This is a genomic window from Cryptosporangium sp. NPDC048952 (assembly GCF_043197895.1).
Classification (GTDB): Bacteria; Actinomycetota; Actinomycetes; order Mycobacteriales; family Cryptosporangiaceae; genus Cryptosporangium.
In genome coordinates this window covers 1,479,137-1,494,021 of sequence record NZ_JBICTY010000002.1, presented here as the reverse complement: position 1 = coordinate 1,494,021, position 14,885 = coordinate 1,479,137, and the positions used below count along the sequence as shown (strand labels likewise).

Genomic DNA, 14,885 nt, shown 5'->3' with positions numbered 1-14,885 from the left:
GCGCTCACCGTTGCAGCGTGAGCTCCTGGTCGTCGGCGCGCGAGTGTCGCCCGTTCGGCGGCACCGCCCTCGGACGGGACAGCCGGTTCGGCCACCAGATCCGCCGTCCGATCAGCAGGGTGAGGGCGGGCACCAGGACCGACCGCACCAGTAGCGCGTCGAGCAGCACGCCGAAGGCGACCAGGAACCCGACCTCGATCAGCATCACCAGCGGAAGCGAGACGAGGACCGCGAACGTCGCCGCCAGGACCAGACCGGCCGAGGTGATGACGCCACCGGTGGCGGAAAGGGCTTTCAGCATGCCCTCCCTGGTGCCGAGACGCACGGTCTCCTCCCGGGCCCGGCTGGCCAGGAAGATGTTGTAGTCGACGCCGAGCGCCACCAGGAACAGGAATGCCAGCAGCGGCACCGAATAGTCGATCCCCTCGAAACCGAGGACCGTGTCGAAGACGAACACGCTACCGCCGAAGGCTGCGGCGAACGAGACGACCACGGTGGCCATCAGGACCAGCGGGGCCACGATCGCGCGCAGCAGCAGCCCGAGGATGATCAGGACGACGGCGAGCACCAGCGGGATCACCAGCTTCTCGTCGCGGCGGGTGGTCACCTCGGTGTCGAGGTGCTCCGCACTCGGTCCGCCGACGATCGCTTCCGCCCCGTCCACCGCATGCACGGCGGTACGGACCCGCTTGATCGTGTCGTACTCCGCGGGGCTGTCCGGCGCGTCCTTCGGGAACACCGAGATCTCGGTCCAGCCGCCGCTGGTCGGACCCGGGGCGGCCATGGCCACGCCGCGCGTGCCCTTGGCGACGTCGAGCACCCGCTCCTGGGACGCCGGGCGCGTGTAGATCGTCATCGGCTGGCCGCCGAGCTCCGGGAAGTGCTGGCGCAGAACGGTGAAGCCGGTGACCGACTCGGGCGCGTTCAGGAACTGGTCCTGCTCCCGCAGGGCGCCGGTGTTGCCCGACAGCCCGACGACGAGCACGCCGAGGATGCCGAGCGCGCCGAGCGTCGCCAGCCACCGGCGGCGGTTGAGGACCGCGGCGAGCCGCCCCCACAGGCCCGGCTTCTCCACCACAGAAGCGCTGAACCGCGGGATGGCCGGCCAAAAGATCCGCCTGCCGAGCACCACGAGCACCGCCGGGAACAGCGTCAGCATGGCCACCAGCGCGCAAAGGATGCCGGCCGCACCGATCGGGCCCAACCCGCTGGTGCTGTTCAGGTCCGCGGCGAGCAGGCAGAGCAGGCCGGCGACCACGGTGGCCGCGGACGCGACGATGGCCGGCGCCGCGCCGCGTAGGGCGTGAACCATCGCTACCCGGACGTTCTCGTGGTGGTGCAAAGTCTCTCGATACCGGGCGATCAGCAACAGCGCGTAGTCCGTGCCGACGCCGAACACCAGGATCGTCAGGAGCGCGGAGTTCTGGTCGTTGACCACGATTCCGAAGCCCTTGACGAGCAGGTAGACGCTCGCCATCGCGGTCAGCGCGGCCGCGCCCACGGCCACCAGCGGGACGAACCACAACACCGGGCTGCGGTAGGTGAGGATGAGCAGGATCGTGACGACGATGATGGTGGTGAGCAAGACCTGCACATCGATGCCGTCGAAGACGGCCTCCATGTCGCCGTCGATCGCGGCCGGGCCGGTCACCTCGAGTTCCAGGCCGGCGGGGCGGTCCTTCGCGGCGTTCCGCAACGGGCCGACGAGGGTCTCCGCTCCGCCGTAGGCCGTGCTCACGTCGAGGGTGAACATCATCGCCTCGCCGTCGGTGGACAGCCTCGTCGGAGGGCCGTCGTCCGCTGCCGTTGTGGGTGGGTACCGCCTGGCCAGGGTGGCGTAGTGGCGCTCGGCCGTCGCGCGGTCGGCGTCGGTCAGGCCGCCGGTGCGGTGGTACACGAAGACGAACGTGTTGTCCTCGCCACCGGGGAGGCTGTCCTCCAGCGCCGCCACCGTGGTGGACTCGGCGCTGGCCGGCAGGGTGTCCACGGCCTTGTCGGTGGTGACCGAGCTCAACTTTCCGCTGAACGGCACCATGACCACCGCCAGCGCCACCCACAACCCGATCACCAGCCACGGCACCCACCGGCCGGGCGGAGCTTCTTTGACTGACATGAATAGCCTCCTGACGGAATGGATCGCTTGTCCGAGGCCACTTGGTACCGAGCGAATCTGAGACGACCGTTAAACCGACGCTCAGGCTCTGCCGGGGTGGTACTGCGGTACCAGTCATCGGCCGAGGATGACGACCGCGGTACGACGAAACCGGACGGAGCCGGTCCTAGCGTTCGGGCCATGAGGAAATCTGACAGTCCACGGTGGATGTTCGCGGCAGCCGCCATGACGCTGATCGCTACCGTCGCCGCCTGTGGGTCGGACGCCGGCACCAGTCCATCGCCCCCGGCGGCCGGCTCGCACAGCGCGCACACGGGCGAGTCGTCGGTTCAGCCGCTGCGCGCCGGCGAGCGTTTCTTGAACCGGAAGATGGCCGAGGCCTACACGCCCGTACCGCCGGAGGGCGGCACGGACGAGTACCGGTGCCAGGCGATCGATCCGGGCCTGACCAAGGCGGCGTTCCTGACCGGGACGCAGTTCACACCGGAGAACGTCGCCATCGCGCACCACGCCATCGTGTACGCGGTGCCGCCGGGCGGCGCGGCCGCGGTGCGCGCGCAGGACGCGAAGACCCCCGGTCTCGGGTGGCAGTGCTTCGGCGGAACCGGTGTGGCCGGCGCCGAGGTCGAGGAAGGGGACGCGGCATGGGTGGACACCTGGGCGCCGGGCGCTGCGGAGACGCTGCTCGACCAGGACGCCGGCTACAAGCTGGAGCCGGGCAGCCTGGTCGTCCTCCAGATCCACTACAACCTGCTCGCGACCGACGGCAAGTCGAGCGGATCGGACCGCTCGGCGGTGCGGCTGCGGCTGACCGACGGCACGCCGCAGACCCGCGAACTCGAAACGTGGTCGGTCGACGCGCCGACCGACCTGCCCTGCGCCGCCGACGAGTCGGGCCCGCTCTGCGATCGGGCGGCCTCGATCGCCGACGTGACGAAACGGTTCGGGCCGGACGTCGGCGAAATGGCGGACCGTCAGGTGGAGGAGTGCAGCGGGGGAACGCCGACGCCCGGTAACACCCAGACCTGCGACCACGAGGTGGAGGAGCCGATGACGCTGTTCGCCGGTTTCGGCCACATGCACATGCTCGGGCGGGCCTTGAAGGTCGAACTCAACCCGGGCACGCCGAAGGCCAAGGTCGTGCTGGACGTGCCGCAGTTCGACTTCGACAACCAACGGCTGATGACGCTGCCGTCGCCGGTGGAGGTCGGTCCGGGGGACACGCTGCGGGTCACGTGTACGCACGACGCGGGGCTGCGCAAACAGCTGCCGCAGCTGAAGAAGCTGCCGCCGCGCTACGTGGTCTGGGGCGACGGCACCAGCGACGAGATGTGCACGGGCATCATGACGGTCTCTCCCCGCAAGTCCTGAGGTGGCGTCACCGGTCGCGCGGGACGAAGTGCTGAACAGGCCGGGTGAGTCTCAGGTCGTAAGCGAGGATGACGGCCTGGATCCGGTCGCGTGCGCCGATCTTGGCGAGGACCCGTCCGACGTGGGTCTTCACCGTCGACTCCGACAGTGTGAACCGTTGCGCGATCTCGCCGTTGGTCAGGCCGTGGCCGATGGCGACGAGGACCTCGCGCTCCCGGTCGGTCAGGAAGTCCAGCCGGGGATCCTGCCGCACGGGCCCGCAGAGTTCACCATCGAGCTGGTCGGCGAACGCGTCGAGCAGCCGCCGGGTCAGGGCCGGCGCGATCACCGCGTCCCCGGCGGCGACGGCCCGGATACCGGCGAGCAGTTCGTCCGGGCGGATGTCCTTGAGCAGGAATCCGCTCGCCCCGGCCCGCAGCGCGGCGAACGCGTACCGATCCGAGTCGAACGTGGTCAGCACCAGGACCCGCGACCGCCCACCGGTGGCCACGATGCGCCGGGTGGCCTCGATCCCGTCGAGGCCCGGCATGCGGATATCCATCAGCACCACGTCGGGACGCAGATCGGTGATCCGCCGAACGGCCTCGGCGCCGTTCTCGGCCTCGCCGACGATCTCGGTGTCGGGCGTGTTCTCCAGCAGCATGCGAAAGCCGAAGCGCTGCAGCGGCTGGGCGTCCGCCACGAGCACAGAGATCATGAATGGCTGCCTTTCCGGGTCGCGGCCGTCCGGTACGGGCCGGCGCTGACCGTGCCGCTGTCGAGCGCGGCGCGTCCGGCCATGCCGGCGAGGCCCGGACCCACGTCGCCCGGCGATGCCTACTTCTTACCGAGCGATCCTGAGACGACTGTTAAAACGGCGCCGAGGTCGTCGGCGCATGGCCCGAGCGACCCACGCCCGCTCGGCGCGACGCCGTATAGGTCGCGTGTAGACGTCGCTGTCACGGTACGAGTCCTTCGTCGTCTCCCCGAGGGAGCGCACATGGTCTACCAGCCAGCGGTCTGGCCGGCCCAGAGCCGGCCGCCCACGCCGATGAGCCCGCTCCCCACGGTCCTCTACGTCCTCGGAGGGCTCGCGGTCGTATGGGGGATCGCCGACTTCCTCCTGGTCGCCGCCACCCCCACCCCACCCAGCGGTCAGCGACCGACCAGCGCCTGCTTCCTCCTCGCGGGAGCCGGACTGGCGTTGTGCTTCGTAGCGGCCGGGCAACGTCGAAAGCACCGATCCGCGCGGGTGTGGATCACCCAGCAGATTCTGGTGAATGCCACGCCGGACGACGTGTTCACGGCGATCAGCCGACCCGCGCGCCGGCGCCTGTGGTGGCCGGACGACGCCCTCGGCGAGATCACCGTCGTCGAGACCTACCGGCCGTATCGGTTCTCGTTCCGGTGGTGCTCCACCGAGCGTCACTCCCTACTGGTCGTGTTCGACGTTGCCGAGGTGGACGACGGCACGGAGGTCCACGTGACCGAGTGGGGATTCGAGGCCATGGGGTGGCGGCGGCCGGAGCTCGAGGAGGAGTACCGGAAGCACGACGAGGCCTGGGATCTCGCACTGTCCGATCTCCGCGAATACGTCGAGCAGTCGGGCCGCCGCTAGTGTCTTGCCCGATCCGGACCGATCGGGCGCCGGACCGGCACGCCGGAGGCGCGCAGCGGCTCGACGAACTCTTGCTCACCGCGGCAAGCCTCAGCGGCAGCCCGGTGCCTGGGAAGGTGTCCAACCACTGTCACCGGGCCGTCGGTGCCCGCACGGGTAGAGCGGTCAGGCGCCGGGCATGAACGCGGAGATGTCGTCCGCGGTGGTGCCGTCGATCGCCAGCTCGGCCAGGATGCGCCCGATCGCAGGGGTGAATTTGAAGGCATGCCCGGCGCCGAGTGCGACGATGATGTTCGGGTGCCGCTCCAGCGGGCCCAGCACGAACTCGCGGTTCGGGGTCAGCGCGTACTGGCACGTCACCGTCCGCAGCGCGGCTCCGCTGGCGGGGATCGTCGAGTTCACGAACTCGGTGAGCTGGGCGAGCAGGTCGTCCGACGGCTCGTAGGTGCGATCGGCGGGCGTCATGACGTTGTCGGACACGTCGCGTGCTGCCTTGATCGTCGGCTCGCCATAGGTCGGGAACCCGTAGAAGCAGAAGTCGTCTTCCCAGATCCACACCGGGAATCCGTCGGGCTCGAACAGCGAAGCGTCGGCGGGCTTGAAGTAGGTGACCTGCTCCTGCATCGTGACCAGCGGGATGGCTTCGCCGAGCGGCTCGAGCAGCGTGTTGGTCCAGGCGTCAGCGGCGACCACGACCTTGCCGGCGTGCACCGCTCCGGCGTCCGTGTGCACGACGACGCCGGTGTCGTCCGGCTCGAGCCGCACGACCGGTGTGCGGTCGCGGAGCACCGCTCCGTGCGCGCGGGCCTGCATCTGCAGGGCGGCGACCGTGCGCGATGCGTGCGCGATCCCGGTGTCGGCCGTGTAGACGGTCTCCACCCCCTCCGGGATCCGGAACTGCGGCCAGCGCTCGTGCACCTCGGCCGGGCTGAGCAGCTCGTACGGGATGCCGACGACCGCGAGGCTCGTGGTGAAGTCCGCCGCCGAATACGGCCCCGTGACGGGCAGGAAGATCAGGCCTCCCGTGGTGGTGACGAGCCGCTCGCCGGAGACGGCCTCGAAGTCCGCCCAGTCCCGGTACGCCGACTGGGCGAGCCGCACGTAGCGCTCGGCCCCGTAGGAGGTGCGGACGATGCGCGACGTGTCGTGTGAGGCACCGCGCACGTGCCCGAGCTCGAACTGCTCGAATGCGACGACGTTCGCGTTGCGTCGCGCGAGGTGATACGCGGCCGCGCTGCCGAGGGCGCCCTGGCCCACGACGGCGATGTCGAAAGACTGCATGGTGGCCGTCCTTTCTCTGCGAAAATTGGCCTTCAGAGGACCTTGGCGAGGAACGACCGTGTGCGCTGGTGCTGCGGTGCGTCGAGCACCTCGTTCGGCGGCCCGCTCTCGACGACGACGCCGTCGTCCATGAACGTCACGGTGTCGGCGACCTCGCGGGCGAATCCGATCTCGTGGGTGACGACGATCATGGTCATGCCGTCGGCGGCCAGGCCCCGCATGACGTCGAGCACCTCGCCGACGAGTTCGGGGTCGAGCGCCGACGTCGGCTCGTCGAACAGCATGAGCGTGGGGCGCATGTTGAGTGCTCGCGCGATCGCGACGCGCTGCTGCTGGCCGCCGGAGAGCGACCGGGGATAGGCGTCGGCCTTGTCGGAGAGGCCGACGCGCGCGAGCAGTTCGCGTCCGCGTGCGCTCGCGTCCTTCGCTTTCTCCCGGCGCACCTGGATCGGGGCCTCGATCAGGTTCTCGAGCACGGTCATGTGAGGGAACAGGTTGAAGTGCTGGAACACCATGCCGATGCTGCGCCGGCGCTCGGCGATCTCGTTGTCGCGCAGTTCGTAGAGCTTGTCGTCCACGCGGCGGTAGCCGACGAGCTCACCGTCGACGCTGATGCTGCCCGCGTCGATCTTCTCCAGGTGGTTGATGCAGCGCAGCAACGTGCTCTTCCCGGAGCCGGACGGACCGAGCAGGCACGTGACCTCCCCCCTCGCGACGGTGAGATTGATGCCGCGCACGACGTGGTTACTGCCGAAATGCTTGTGGACGTCTCTCGCCTCGACCATCGCGCTCATCGGGACACCCCCTCGGCATGGCGTGGCAGCAGACCGAGCAGCATCGTCGTCAGGATCGTGTGCTCGCGCGCGCGGTCGCCGCGTTTGAAGCGCCGCTCGAGGAAGTACTGACCGATGCTGAGGACCGTCGTCACGATCAAGTACCAGAGGCTCACCGTGATCAACAACGGGATCACCAGGAAGTTCTTCGAGTAGATCGTCTGAACCGCGAAGAGGATGTCGGGGATCGCGATCACGCTCACCAGCGAGGTCGTCTTGAGCATCGAGATGGTCTCGTTGCCGGTCGGCGGGATGATCACGCGCATGGCCTGCGGCAGCACGATGCGCCGGAAGACCTGCCGGCGTTTCATGCCGAGCGCCTCCGCGGCGTCGGTCTGGCCGGGATCCACCGAGAGCAGGCCGGCGCGGACGATCTCCGACATGTAGGCGCCTTCGTTGAGTCCGAGACCCAGAATGGCGGCGAACATGGGCGTGATGAACTCGTTGGTTTCGGCCTGGAAGAAGCCGAGAGTGATGCGCGGATAGAGCGCCGCGAGGTTGAACCAGAAGATCAGCTGAACGAGCAGGGGTGTGCCGCGGAAGAACCAGATGTACGCGCCCGCGGCCGCGGCGACCACCGGATTACGCGACTGCCGCCCCACGGCCATGATCACGCCGATGACGCATCCGACCACCATCGCGACGACGGTCAGCATGAGCGTGGTCAGCAGACCGTCCAGGATGTTGTCGTTGGAGAGGTAACTGAAGACGGTTCCCCACTGGAAGCGCGGGTTCGTGATCACCGAGGTGATCAGCATCGCCGCGGCGACCAGGATGACGAGCGTCGCGATCCACTGCCCGTACCGCCGGACGGGGACGACCCGGAGCGGGCCCGGGGACGTCACTTGGTCGGGAGCTGGTCGGCGGAGGTGTAGATCTCCGACTTGTCGACCGCGCCCACCTGCACCCCGAACTTCTCGAGGTTCTTCGTGTACTCACCGTTCGCGATGAGCTTGTTGAGCGCGGCCTGGAACGGGCCGGCGAGCTCGGAGCCCTTCGGGAAGGCGATGCCCCACGGCGACGGGTCGAAGTTGATGTCGAGTGCTTCGAGCGCGCCGTTCGACTGCTTGGCCTGGTAGACGGCAGGCGGCAGCGCGCTGATCGTCGCGTCGACGCGCTTCGAGCTCGTGGCGAGCACGGCGTCCGCGGCGGTGGTGAACGTCGAGATCACCATCTCGGGCTTGCCGGCGTCGGTGCAGTTCTTCTGCCAGACCGGCAGCACGACCTCGGCCTCGGCCGACCCCTTGAGGATGCCGACGGAGTGACCGCAGACCGTCTCGAGCGAGAGCTTCTCCGGATTGCCGCCGGCCACGATCAGCGTGGTGCCGCCCTGGTAGTCGGTGACGAAGTCGACCGTCTGCAGTCGCTCCGCGGTGACGCCGAGCGCCGCGGCCGCGGCATCCGTCTTCTTCGACTGGAGTGCCGGGAACAGCGCGTCGAATTTGATGTCGTCGAAAACGATCTTGAGGCCGAGCACCTGGCCGATGAGCCGGACCTCCTCCGGCTGAGAGCCCGACAGGGTCTTGCCGTCCTCGCCGACGTCGAGGATCGGCGGGTAGCCCGGTCCGCTCGCGACGTGGATGACGCCGGCGGATTTGACGTCGGCGGGGAGCGTGGCGGCGATCGTCGCGTCGTACAAATCGCTGTCGGATGGACTCGCGTCGGGCGAGGTCTCGTTCGAGCACCCGGCGAGTAACGCTGCGACGAGGAGAAAGGAGAAGGCGGCGCGGTTGTGGTTCATGGGCGTTCCTTCGGCTACGAAATGGGGGTTGAGCGGCGAAGTGAAGGCCGGGGCGAACGGTGCCCCACGAGTTCGGGCAAATATAGGGACGCCCGCGAGACCCGCTCACCGACGCGCGCACCAGCCGCAACTCGACGCCGACCAAATTGCGATCTCCGGTATACCGACGTCCGCCTCGGGAGGATGATCGGCCGATGAGCAGACGGGTCGAGGCGGCGATGGACGCGGTCCGCATCGTGGCCGAGCGCCGCGATCCGCGCGCGGCGATCGCCGTCGGTACGATCGCCGCCCGGCTCGGGATGTCGCTGAGCCGGGCGTCGCGCCTCTGCGCCGACGTGGAGCACACCGGGCTGCTGGAGCGGGCCGAGGACTACGGGAGCTACCGGCTCGGCGCGCGCGCCGTCCGCCTCTCGGGCCGGGCCGCGGCCCCGTACGCGCAGACGGTCCGCCTCGCCCTCACCCGGGCTTCCCAGCAGACGGGAGAGACGGCATGCCTGGCGGCCCGGTCGGGTCCGCGCATGCGGGTGGTGGCCGCCGTCGAGTCGGCGTGGACGCTCTACGCCCCGGCGGAGGTCGGTGAGCCCGTCGACGATCCGCGGAGCGCGGTACTGCGGGCCGATCAGGCCGTCGTGGGGCGTGCGGAGCCGCGGACGTTCGAGTCGACGATCGGCATGCGCGCCGAGATCGCCGCGCCGGTGCGGGGGGCGACGGGGGAGACCGTCGCGGTGGTCGTGGTGCGGTTGCCCAGCAATCGACTGCGCTCGGGCGCGGCCCGCGCGCGTCGCGCCGTCGAGGCCGCGCGTCGTCAGATCGAGGCCGCGCTGGCCGACCCGCGGCCGTTCGGAGACCTCGGGGCCGCGTTCGCCGACCCCGGGCCGGTCGGAGATCGCACCGACACCGCGGCATCCGTCACCTCGATCGAGGGTGCCGCCCGGGTGATCGAGCACCTCGCCGCCGGTCGCTCCTCGATCGCCGAGATCTCGCGCGCGCTCGGATTCCGCGTCGATCGGACGCAGCGCCTGGTCGACGCGTGCGCCGCACTTCTCGATCGCAGCGACGGCACCGACGTCGGACTCGGCTGGGCCGTGCACGCGTGGCACCGCGCAGCGACCGAGTCGTCCCTGACGGGGGAGTGCGCCGAGCTCGTCGTCCGGACGGCCCGCCGCACCGGGCAGTGCTCGTTCCTCACGGTGCTGCGCGGTATGCGCAGCTTGACCGTGGTCGAGGTGCTCGAGGGGCCGGGGGAAGGGCTGGCGCTCACTCCGTGGCTCGGCCGGCCGTGCCGGATCGTCCACGCCGACGGCGGGCCCACACTGCTCATGGATTTTGAGATCGACGAGATCCCGCCGCTGCTGCCCGACGCCCTGGAGAACGAGGCCGCCGAACTGCTCGAGCGGGTACGCACGGTCAGCCAGAACGGGGTTCTGTCCAAGGGATCCGCCGAGGAGGCCGGGCAGATCGCCGTCTCGGCACCCGTCCGTGACGCGAGCGGACTCGTCGTCGCGGCCGCCTGCATCGTGGGCGCGACCGAGACCATTCGGCCGCGGCTGACGGAACTCGAAGCGGCGGTCCTTCGTCTCGCCGATGCCGTGTCGACGCAACTCGGGCGTCCGGTCGAGCCCACCGGACGGCTGGCGACCCCGGCCGCGTAGCCGTCCATCGATCGCTCATCACTCGCCTCGGTCGTGCGGCGACCTGAGCAGCACCCCTCTCGGGTGTCAGAAATGCGCCATGCCCTCCGCGGCTCCTCGGACCGTGGCAGGACTTTGACATCCGGATCTGCTGGAAATACGCGTATTCCAGGGGATTCACGTCGAGCGCGCGGCAGGACATCTACAGGTTTGGAACAGCCAAGAAATGTCAGAGCAATGACGCGCAGTCAATCTGCTTTCACCTGCAGCAGCGAGCTGCACCTGGCCCTTCCCAGGAACGGAGCTCTTACCTATGTCCATCACCAGCAAGCGACTGCGCGCGCTTGTAGCCGGGATGACCGTGGTCCTCGTGCTCGCCGGCTGCGGCTCCCGAGCCGGCGACGACACGGCTGCTCAGGGATCGGCTCCGGCCGCCAGCTGCGTCGACGCCTCCGGCGCCACGATCAAGCTCGGCTTCCTCAACTCACTCACCGGCGGCATGGCGATCTCCGAGAAGACCGTCTCCAACGTGCTGCACATGGCCGCCGACGAGATCAACGCGGGCGGCGGCATCCTCGGGAAGAAGATCGAATACGTCCAGGAGGACGGCGCCACCGACTGGCCCACCTTCGCGGAGAAGACCGAGAAGCTGCTCACCCAGGACTGCGTCGCCGCGATCTTCGGCGGCTGGACGTCGTCATCGCGCAAGGCCGTCAAGCCGGTCGTCGAGAAGAACAACGGCTTGTTCTTCTACCCGGTGCAGTACGAGGGCCTCGAGTCGTCGAAGAACATCTACTACACCGGTGCGACGACGAACCAGCAGATCATCCCGGCGATGGATTTCCTCAAGTCCCGCGGGGTGAAGAAGCTGTTCCTCGCCGGTAGCGACTACGTCTTCCCGCGTACCGCGAACGCGATCATCAAGCTGTACGCGAAGGAGCTCGGCATCCAGATCGTCGGTGAGGAGTACGTACCCCTCGACAAGGACGACTGGACCAACCAGGTGGCCAAGATCGTCAAGGCCAAGCCCGACTTCATCTTCAACACGATCAACGGCTCGTCGAACGTCGGCTTCGTCAAGGCGTACTACGACGCCGGCCTCACCGCCGCGAAGACGCCGATCATCTCGGTGTCGATCGCCGAGGAGGAGGCGCCGGCGATGGGCCACGAGGTCACCGGACACTACGCGTCCTGGAACTACTTCCAGTCGCTCAAGACGCCCACCAACCCGAAGTTCATCACGGACTGGAAGGCGTACCCGAATTCCAGCGGCGTCACCTCCGACCCGATGGAGGCCGCCTACATCTCGCTGTACCTGTACAAGGCTCTCGTCGAGAAGGCCGGCTCGTTCGACGTCGACGCGGTGAACGACGCGGCGAAGAAAAACAAGATCACGTTCGACGCCCCTGAGGGCACGGTCACGCTCGATGGCGAGAACCACCACATTTCCAAGCCGGGCCACATCGGACAGATCAACGCTCAGAACCAGTTCAACGTCGTCTGGGCCTCGGACAAGTTCATCGAGCCCGACCCCTACCTCGAGGGCTACGACTGGTTCCCGGCGGACATCCGCAAGCAGCTCACGGATGCAGCCGGCTGATGGACGCCGTGATCACACCGCTGCTCAACGGCAGCGCACAAGGCGGGCTGCTCCTGCTCGCCGCGCTGGGCCTGTCGCTCACCTTCGGTCAGATGGGCGTGATCAACATGGCCCACGGCGAGTTCCTCATGATCGGCGCCTTCACCGCGTACCTCGTCCAGCAGGTCATCAGTTCCAGTGATCTGTCGATCCCGGTCGCGCTGCCGGTCGCGTTCGTCGTCGCCGGTCTGTTCGGCCTCCTGCTGGAGGTCGCCATCATCCAGTGGATGTACCGCAGGCCACTCGACACCTTGCTGGTCACGGTCGGGGTCAGCCTGGTCCTGCAGCAGGCGGCACTGCAGATCTTCCCGTCCCAGGGCGTCCCGGTGGAGAAGCCCGGCTGGCTCGACGGGCAGCTGAACGTCCTCGGCTACGAGTGGCCGCTCCGGCAGCTGTTCACCATCGTGCTCGCGACCGTCTGCGTTGCCGCGCTGGCGGCCTGGCTCAGGTACACCTCGTTCGGCCGACGCATCCGGGCGACAGTGCAGAACCGGGACCTCGCCGAGACGTCGGGGATCTCCACCCGCACCGTCGACCGCTTGACGTTCTTCGCCGGGTCCGGTCTGGCGGGGATCGCCGGCGTGGCCGCGTCGCTCATCGGAGGCACGAACTCCCAGATGGGCACGCAGTACATCATCCCGGCGTTCCTCGTCGTCGTCGCCGGTGGCATCGGGCAGCTCAAGGGCACGATCATCGCCGCGTGGGCGGTGGGCGTCGCCCTCGCGTACTTCGCTGACTGGACGACCGGCAGCTTGGCGCAGGTGCTCGCCTTCATCCTCGTGATCGTCTTCCTGCAGCTGCGCCCGCAGGGACTGTTCACGGTGCGAACGAGGAGCCTGGCATGACCAAATGGCGCTCCCTGGTCGGCATCGGGGTGTTGGCTGTCCTGCTCCTCGCGGTTGCTCCGCTCGTGCTCAGCGACCACTGGCTCAACAATCTCGGCAAGTACTGCTGCTGGGCCATCGCGGCCGTCGGAATCGGCCTCGCGTGGGGCCGAGGCGGGATGCTCGTGCTGGGGCAGGGGGTGTTCTTCGCCCTCGGGGCCTACTCGATGGCCATGCACCTCACGTTGGAGACCGCGGGGGACCGGATCCCGGGGTTCATGGTGCTCTACGACCCCCTCGCGCCGCTCCCGGTGTTCTGGGAGCCGTTCCGCAGCGCGGGGTTCACCCTGCTGGCGATCGTGCTGCTTCCGGTGGTCGTGGCCGGCATCCTCGGCTACGCGCTGTTCAAGCGTGGCGTCAAGGGCGCGTACTTCGCGATCCTGACGCAGGCGCTCGCCATCGCGCTGGCCACCCTGATCAGCTCCACGATCCGCCAGACCGGCGGCGACACCGGGCTCAGCGACTTCAAGTACTTCTTCGGCTACGTGCTGAACGACCCCGCGAACAAGGTCATGGTGTACCTCATCGCAGCCGCGCTTCTCGTCGTGTGCCTGCTCGCGGTGCGGCAGCTCTACCGCAGCCGCTTCGGTGAGCTCCTCGTCGCCACCCGGGACGCCGAGGAACGCGTCCGCTTCCTCGGCTACGACCCGGGCACGATCAAGCTCGTCGCCTTCGTCGTCTCCGCGCTGATGGCGAGCATCGGCGGAGCGATGTTCGTGCCTATCGTCGGCATCATCACTCCGGCCGAGATCGGAGCCTCCGCGTCGATCTTGATGATCGCGGGTGTCGCACTCGGCGGCCGCGCGTCGCTGTTCGGTCCCGCGCTCGGTGCGATGGCGGTCGGGTGGGGGCAATCGAGCCTCGGTTCGACCTGGCCCGACGGCTGGCCCTACGTCCTCGGTCTGCTGTTCGTCGTCGTCATCCTGTTCCTGCCGAAGGGCCTGTCGTCACTCAAGCGCACCGTGGCGCGCCCTGACGCACGCCCGGTGGCCGCGCCCGTGGAGCTCGAAGAGGTGAGGTCATGAGCCTCGTCGTCACGGACCTCCGCGTCGAGTTCTCGGGCTTCGTCGCAGTCGGCGGCGTCTCCTTCGACGCGCACCCCGGCGAGGTCCGGTTCCTCATCGGCCCGAACGGCGCCGGTAAGACGACCTGCATCGACGCCATCACGGGGCTGACCAAGGGCACCGGGTCGGCGAGGCTCGGCGAGAGCGAGCTGCTCGGCAAGCAGGTGCACAAGATCGTGCGCCTCGGGGTCGGCCGCACGTTCCAGACCGCGAGCGTCTTCGACGAGCTCTCGGTGCTGCAGAACCTCGACATCGCCGCCGGACGCCACCGTTCCTCGGCCTCGCTGCTGCGGGCCCGGCCGGGCGTCGATCCGTCGATCGAGCGGGCGATGGAGCAGACCGGACTCACGGGCGAGCTCGCGACTCCGGCCGGCATCCTGTCGCACGGCCAGAAGCAGTGGCTGGAGATCGCGATGCTGCTCGTGCAGGACGCGAAAGTGCTGCTGCTCGATGAACCCGTGGCCGGCATGAGCCAGGACGAGCGCACCGCGACCGGTGAGCTCCTGCAGCGCGTCGCGGCGGACCACATCGTGCTCGTGGTCGAGCACGACATGGACTTCATGCGCCGATTCGCCACGCGCGTGACGGTGCTACACCAGGGCACGGTGCTCTCGGAGGGCACGGTGGCCGAGGTGCAGGCCGATCCGAAGGTGCAGGAGGTCTACCTGGGTACCGCGGGAGCTGCGACCACAGCCGCCATGGCGGCCGTAGCGGAACCGAAGGAGGACTGA

Annotated in this window: 13 protein-coding genes; 7 read left to right on the top strand and 6 right to left on the bottom strand. The window is 68.7% G+C overall.

All coding sequences use genetic code 11. From position 1 onward, the window contains the following. Nucleotides 1-4 precede the first annotated feature (4 nt). On the bottom strand, nt 5-2,113 hold the full coding sequence (locus ACGFY5_RS15250) for an MMPL family transporter (RefSeq protein ID WP_392720237.1): 2,109 nt from the start codon (nt 2,111-2,113) through the stop codon (nt 5-7). A 180-nt stretch (nt 2,114-2,293) separates the two neighbouring features. On the opposite strand from ACGFY5_RS15250, the gene ACGFY5_RS15245 reads away from it, so the two are divergent. Further along, complete coding sequence (locus ACGFY5_RS15245; RefSeq protein ID WP_392720236.1) at nt 2,294-3,484, top strand: monooxygenase; 1,191 nt, start codon at nt 2,294-2,296, stop codon at nt 3,482-3,484. 7 nt (nt 3,485-3,491) lie between these two features. On the opposite strand, the gene ACGFY5_RS15240 is transcribed toward ACGFY5_RS15245, so the two are convergent. Further along, on the bottom strand, nt 3,492-4,181 hold the full coding sequence (locus ACGFY5_RS15240) for a response regulator (protein ID WP_392720235.1): 690 nt from the start codon (nt 4,179-4,181) through the stop codon (nt 3,492-3,494). A 282-nt stretch (nt 4,182-4,463) separates the two neighbouring features. Between ACGFY5_RS15240 and ACGFY5_RS15235 the strand changes: the two genes are divergently transcribed. Then, entirely contained in the window at nt 4,464-5,081 is a 618-nt protein-coding gene (locus ACGFY5_RS15235) for an SRPBCC domain-containing protein (protein ID WP_392720234.1), read from the top strand. A 165-nt stretch (nt 5,082-5,246) separates the two neighbouring features. On the opposite strand, the gene solA is transcribed toward ACGFY5_RS15235, so the two are convergent. From solA to ACGFY5_RS15215, 4 genes are read right to left on the bottom strand one after another with little or no spacing between them, the layout of a single operon-like run. Continuing rightward, nucleotides 5,247-6,362: an N-methyl-L-tryptophan oxidase gene (solA, locus tag ACGFY5_RS15230; RefSeq protein WP_392720233.1), complete on the bottom strand. Its 1,116-nt coding sequence runs from the start codon at nt 6,360-6,362 to the stop codon at nt 5,247-5,249. Between the two features lie 32 nt (nt 6,363-6,394). After that, the gene (locus ACGFY5_RS15225; protein ID WP_392720519.1) at nt 6,395-7,147 is read right to left on the bottom strand and encodes an amino acid ABC transporter ATP-binding protein; all 753 of its coding nucleotides are present in this window, start codon (nt 7,145-7,147) and stop codon (nt 6,395-6,397) included. A gap of 5 nt (nt 7,148-7,152) precedes the next feature. Beyond that, nucleotides 7,153-8,040, bottom strand: coding sequence for an amino acid ABC transporter permease (locus tag ACGFY5_RS15220; RefSeq protein WP_392720232.1), 888 nt, complete (start codon nt 8,038-8,040; stop codon nt 7,153-7,155). Further along, nucleotides 8,037-8,936, bottom strand: a complete 900-nt coding sequence (locus tag ACGFY5_RS15215) for an ABC transporter substrate-binding protein (RefSeq protein ID WP_392720230.1) — start codon at nt 8,934-8,936, stop codon at nt 8,037-8,039. Before ACGFY5_RS15215 ends, ACGFY5_RS15220 begins: the two co-directional genes overlap by 4 nt. 194 nt (nt 8,937-9,130) lie before the next feature. On the opposite strand from ACGFY5_RS15215, the gene ACGFY5_RS15210 reads away from it, so the two are divergent. The 5 genes from ACGFY5_RS15210 (at nt 9,131) to urtD (ending at nt 14,885) form a co-directional block, all read left to right on the top strand. Then, entirely contained in the window at nt 9,131-10,588 is a 1,458-nt protein-coding gene (locus ACGFY5_RS15210) for a hypothetical protein (RefSeq protein WP_392720229.1), read from the top strand. A gap of 292 nt (nt 10,589-10,880) precedes the next feature. Next, the gene (urtA, locus tag ACGFY5_RS15205) at nt 10,881-12,167 is read left to right on the top strand and encodes an urea ABC transporter substrate-binding protein (protein WP_392720228.1); all 1,287 of its coding nucleotides are present in this window, start codon (nt 10,881-10,883) and stop codon (nt 12,165-12,167) included. After that, nucleotides 12,167-13,051, top strand: coding sequence for an urea ABC transporter permease subunit UrtB (gene urtB, locus ACGFY5_RS15200; protein WP_392720227.1), 885 nt, complete (start codon nt 12,167-12,169; stop codon nt 13,049-13,051). The genes urtA and urtB overlap by 1 nt, the downstream gene beginning before the upstream one ends. Continuing rightward, entirely contained in the window at nt 13,048-14,115 is a 1,068-nt protein-coding gene (gene urtC / locus ACGFY5_RS15195; RefSeq protein ID WP_392720225.1) for an urea ABC transporter permease subunit UrtC, read from the top strand. Before urtB ends, urtC begins: the two co-directional genes overlap by 4 nt. After that, entirely contained in the window at nt 14,112-14,885 is a 774-nt protein-coding gene (gene urtD / locus ACGFY5_RS15190) for an urea ABC transporter ATP-binding protein UrtD (RefSeq protein ID WP_392720224.1), read from the top strand. Before urtC ends, urtD begins: the two co-directional genes overlap by 4 nt.